The organism is Microcoleus pseudofavosus SVA1_A4 (genome assembly GCF_036700565.1).
In the GTDB taxonomy this organism is placed as follows: Bacteria; Cyanobacteriota; Cyanobacteriia; order Cyanobacteriales; family Microcoleaceae; genus Microcoleus.
Genome location: NZ_JAUBPE010000147.1, coordinates 1 through 5,104 on the forward strand (window position 1 = coordinate 1; position 5,104 = coordinate 5,104).

Sequence of the window (5,104 nt, forward strand, 5' to 3'; positions counted from 1 at the left end):
TGTCGCTCATCTTTCTGTGTAAAAAAAGGTCTCTTATGTTCTTTTACCACATAATGTTACTATTTTGGAGATGTCTACTATATAAAACAAGAATTGAGCTGGGAAATTTATGAGGATTTAGATGCTCTTAAAGAAAAAGTTCGCACTTATCTTGAAGAATTTTCACGCCATACAATAGCATCTATAACCGGATGGGATTATATTTTATCAGCCTTAGCTACTGTTGCATAACTTTGGAGAATTGGTATTATTTGCTGGAACGGACAATAAACGGGAAATAATTGATGGAGTACACATTCATTAAGGTCTTGGTCATGACAGTCTGTATGGAGATGAAACTATAGCAGCCAAACCTCAAAATGGAGTCGCTGTAATGGATAGAGGTTTTTCGAGTTCTGAACGCGTTCAAGCATTAATGAAACAAGAAAATCAATATTTTGTACTACGAATTAAGAATAATTCTACTATCAACATGAAGGAGGATGGAACTTATGAAGTGTGGAGTGACAAACGAAAAGTTCAAGTAAGATTAGTGACTTTTTCAGATTTAGAAACACGAACTGAATTTAGGTTTGTCACTAATTTACCTGAATCAGGAGAATTAGCATACACTAATGAAGAAATTGGAGAAATTTATCGCAGACGATGGCAGATTGAATTGCTGTGGAAATTCTTAAAAATGCATTTAAAACTGGCTCGTATAATTACTAAAAATACTAATGGAATCAAGATCCAAATCTATGCCTGTTTGATTTTTTATTTATTGCTTAAGTTAGTTGAAGTTCCTGATGAAATTGGAAATAAACTCTTAGACAAATTACGATATTTACAGGCTTTTATGTGTGAGAAAATCAGCTATATTCACTGGTTTAAGGAACTTGTTTTCAATTGCTGAAATCAGCATTTTATAGGATTCGTATGTCTATTTTCAGAATCCTATCAAATAAGCATTCAACACTTCTGCACGCAGATAAACGTGGATGTTAGGTTTATCTGCGACAGTGGCAACTTTATTTTTGCTTAGCAGCCGCTTTTTTCTTTGCTTCTTTTTCAGCCTTTTTAGCCACTCGATCCGCTTCAATTTTTGCTAACTTTGCCAGTTCTTTTTCTTCAGCTATTTTATCCAGATAGTAGTGGTAATCTCCCAAATAAGGGCGAAACTCTCCATCCCGGATTTCGACTATTTTGTTGGCGACTTGGGAGATGAAATAGCGATCGTGCGAAACGATAATTACGGTACCGTCATAATTCTGAATCGCCTCTTCCATCATCTCTTTCGCCGGAATATCGAGGTGATTGGTAGGTTCGTCCAAAATCAGCAAATTCACGGGAGTCAACAGCATCTTTGCTAAAGCCAGACGGGCTTTTTCTCCCCCGCTCAAAGCGCCGACTTGTTTGAATACTGTTTCGCCGGTAAACAAGAACCGCCCCAACAAAGTCCGAACTTCTTCATTTTTCCAGTCTGGTACTTCGTCGTGAATGGTTTCGATCACGCTTTTATTCAAATCTAAGGCTTCTGCCTGATTCTGTTCAAAGTAACCGGGGATGACGTTGTGACCTCCCAATTTGACCGTACCTTCTGAAGGCTTTTCTAAACCCATAATCAGGCGCAGCAGGGTTGATTTGCCCGCACCGTTGGGGCCGAGAAAGGCTATGCGATCGCCCCTTTCAATTAATAAGTCGGCTCCCAAAAATAGGATTTTGTCGCCGTAGGTGTGCACCAAATCTTCAATTATTGCTACTTCGCGACCGCTGCGGGGTGCAGGGGGAAAGCGGAAATGCAAAGTTTTTAATCCGCCGGTGGGCGCTTCGATGCGTTCGATTTTCTCTAACTGTTTCTCGCGGCTTTTGGCTTGGGTGCTGCGAGTGGCGCTGGCGCGGAATTTTTCAACGAATGCTTGCTGTTTCTCCAGTTCTTTTTGCTGGCTTTCGTAAGCGCTGAGTTGGGCTTCTCTGGCTTCTGCTTTTTGCAGCAGGTAGGAAGAGTAGTTGCCGAGGTAGGTGCTGGAAACGCCGCGTTCGGTTTCGACGATTTGGGTGCAGAGCCGATCGAGAAATTCGCGGTCATGGGATACGATTACCATCGGGGTTATCAGCCCTTTGAGGTAAACTTCCAGCCATTCGATCGTTTCTAAGTCGAGGTGGTTGGTAGGTTCGTCTAGTAGCAGGAGATCGGGTTTTTGCAGGAGAATTTTGCCCAAACTCATCCGCATTTGCCAGCCGCCGCTGAAGGCGCTGACAAGCCGATCGCCATCTTCGGATTCAAATCCGATTTCGGGCAGAATTTTCTCAATTTGGGCTTCTAAACCGTAGCCGTTTAAGCCTTCAAATTGCCTTTGCAAGCGATCCATTTTGTGGATCAGTTCGTCGAGATTTTCTGGGGTGGAGGCTTCCAAGTCTCGATGGACTTGCATCAGCGATTCGTGTATTTCGTTGGCTTCGCTGAAGGCGCGCCAAAATTCTTCTTTGACGGTGCGAGTCGGATCTACTTCAAATTCTTGGGAGAGGTAGGCGATGTGGAGGCTGGCGGGGCGAATGACTTCGCCTGCGGTGGGTTCGATTTCGCCGGCGATGATTTTGAGTTGGGTCGATTTGCCGGCACCGTTAACGCCTACTAAGCCGATGCGATCGCCCGGTTTGACTTCCCAGGTGACATCTTTGAGTACGACGCCTGTGGGGTAAATTTTACTGATGTGTTCGAGTCGCAGCATTGTTGTGGGGACTGGGGAAGGGCAGGTTTAGCGGCGGATGGGATGCCGGCGCTGAGGTCGAGTTAATCCTAACAAATTTTAATTATATTTAGCGTATTGTTGGATTTTGATTTGCTGGGACTTACGCGAAGAAACCGGGTTTCTATGAAAAATCGCAGATTCTCAACTAGATATCTAGGGAATGAAAATTTAATAACATCGGCGATGTATAATAAATAAATGAGTGAATATGAATAGGTTTAGGTTTCGGTAGATATGTCAAATATTATACTTACTTGGTTCTTTTTATGTTGCCCATGATTTTTTGATTTGAATCATTTCTTACTAACTTAATTTATGTACTACTCAGACGAAATTACTGATTTAATGCGAAAACATCATCAGTCTTTATCTGAAAAAGACCAAAGAAAATATGCGGCGATAGAAGCCGTAAAACTTGGACATGGTGGAATTATTTACATAGCCCGAGTTTTGGGAGTAGACAGGAATACAATAGCCAAGGGAATTAAGGAATTAAAAACTGAATCCGACACTACTTGTAATCCAGAAGTGTTGAACGCTTATTGATAGGATTCTGAAAATAGACATACGAATCCTATAAACTGCTGATTTCAGCAATTGAAAACAAGTTCTTTAAACCAGTGAATATAGCTGATTTTCTCACACATAAAAGCCTGTAAATATCGTAATTTGTCTAAGAGTTTATTTCCAATAATATCAGGAACTTCAACTAACTGAAGCAACAAATAACAAATCAAACAGGCATAGATTTGGATCTTAATTCCATTAGTATTTTTAGTAATTAGACGAGCCAATTTTAAATGCATTTTTAAGAATTTCCACAGCAATTCAATCTGCCATCGTCTTCGATAAATTTCTCCAATTTCTTCATTGGTATATGCTAATTCTCCTGATTCAGGCAAATTAGTCACAAACCTAAATTCAGTCCGTGTTTCTAAATCTGAAAAAGTCACTAATCTTACTTGAACTTTTCGTTCGTCACTCCACACTTCATAAGTTCCATCTTCCTTCATGTTGATAGTAGAATTATTCTTAATTCGTAGTACAAAATATTGATTTTCTTGTTTCATTAATGCTTGAACGCGTTCAGAACTCGAAAAACCTCTATCCATTACAGCGACTCCATTTTGAGGTGTGGCTGCTATAGTTTCATCTCCATGCTCACTGTCATGACCTTGGCCAAAATGAATGTGTACTCCATCAATTATTCCCCGTTCATTGTCCGTTCCAGCAAATAATTTTACTTGATGGTATTCCTGTTGCCATAGTAATTTACTTGTCAAGGTAACTATCGTTGAATCTAAAGGGAATAAGCTGAGACAATCTTTGTTAATTAATTGACGTTTTATATCGGCTTGTAATCTTTCAAATATTTTTACAAAAACATCAATATCTCTCTGCTTACGACGCTTGGAAAAAGTTGATATATCTAGGGAAATATCTCGACTGTTTAAACGGGGAAATAGCGAACGCATAGTATCCAGACTTTGGTCAAAACTAAACCCTAGCCAGCAGGAGACAAATGTGAAGCTATCTAAAACAGGATAATCATCTTTGGGTAAATGGGCGAGATACCGTTTGACAATTTTGGGGAAGTTAGAAAATAGCATTTCAGTTGATTATTAATATTTTATAACTCTGCAATTATACATTGCTCTGCCAATTTTAGCAATCTTTTCCTATCATTCAACACTTCTGCTTGTAATCAACAGAGAATTCGCCGACTTGGAGGAGGAAGAAAAACTAGGGAGTCAGAGATACCTGATTTTTATGAGCGTTTTTTAGAAGTCTTAAAAAACCACACAGCCGGAGATCCCATGTCGGAAAAAATTAAATGGACAAATCTTACCCAGCAACAAATAGTTGAAGGTCTGAAGGCTCAGGAAACAATAGTCAGTACAACAGTTGTTAAAAAACTGTTAAAAAACATGGATATGTGAAACGTCAAGCTCAAAAAAAAAAAACAACCGGAGTAACAAAGAATCGTAATGAACAATTTGAAAATCTGGCTCGAATTACGGCAGAGTATGAGTTACAGGGAAATCCAATTGGAGCGTATGGACACGAAAAAAAAGGAATTTATTGGAAATCTATATCGAGCAGGGAGTCTATATACTACGGAAGCTATTACGACATTTGACCATGATTTTTGGAGTTTGGCTGACGGAAAAGTAGTACCTCATGGAATTTACGATCTGCAACATAACCGAGGATATTTAAACTTGGGAATCAGTAAAGACACGAGTGAATTTGCTTGTGAATCGATTAAATTATGGTGGGTTAATTACGGAAAACTTATCTACCCTCAAGCCGATTCAATTTTGATAAAATGCGATGGCGGTGGCAGTAATAATTCCAATCATCATATCTTT

5 protein-coding genes and 1 pseudogene are annotated in these 5,104 nt (G+C 39.6%); 4 read left to right on the plus strand and 2 right to left on the minus strand.

Annotated elements, in window-relative coordinates; translation table 11 throughout:
* The first annotated feature begins 93 nt into the window (after positions 1-93).
* A complete protein-coding gene (locus QUA02_RS32645) occupies positions 94-231 on the plus strand; it encodes a hypothetical protein (RefSeq protein WP_333033871.1) in 138 nt (45 codons plus the stop codon).
* Between the two features lie 109 nt (positions 232-340).
* Positions 341-895, plus strand: a complete 555-nt coding sequence (locus QUA02_RS32650) for a transposase (protein ID WP_333033875.1) — start codon at positions 341-343, stop codon at positions 893-895.
* A gap of 115 nt (positions 896-1,010) precedes the next feature.
* Here QUA02_RS32650 and abc-f read toward each other — a convergent pair whose 3' ends face one another.
* On the minus strand, positions 1,011-2,711 hold the full coding sequence (gene abc-f / locus QUA02_RS32655) for a ribosomal protection-like ABC-F family protein (RefSeq protein WP_333033872.1): 1,701 nt from the start codon (positions 2,709-2,711) through the stop codon (positions 1,011-1,013).
* A 336-nt stretch (positions 2,712-3,047) separates the two neighbouring features.
* Between abc-f and QUA02_RS32660 the strand changes: the two genes are divergently transcribed.
* A complete protein-coding gene (locus QUA02_RS32660; RefSeq protein ID WP_333033873.1) occupies positions 3,048-3,278 on the plus strand; it encodes a hypothetical protein in 231 nt (76 codons plus the stop codon).
* Between the two features lie 44 nt (positions 3,279-3,322).
* Here the strand turns inward: QUA02_RS32660 and QUA02_RS32665 are convergent, their stop codons facing one another.
* Positions 3,323-4,342 carry an IS4 family transposase gene (locus tag QUA02_RS32665; RefSeq protein ID WP_333033874.1) on the minus strand — a complete coding sequence of 340 codons (1,020 nt, stop codon included), beginning with the start codon at positions 4,340-4,342 and terminating at the stop codon, positions 3,323-3,325.
* A gap of 147 nt (positions 4,343-4,489) precedes the next feature.
* Between QUA02_RS32665 and QUA02_RS32670 the strand changes: the two are divergent.
* A pseudogene (locus tag QUA02_RS32670) lies at positions 4,490-5,104 on the plus strand (ISAzo13-like element transposase-related protein); the annotation flags it as partial.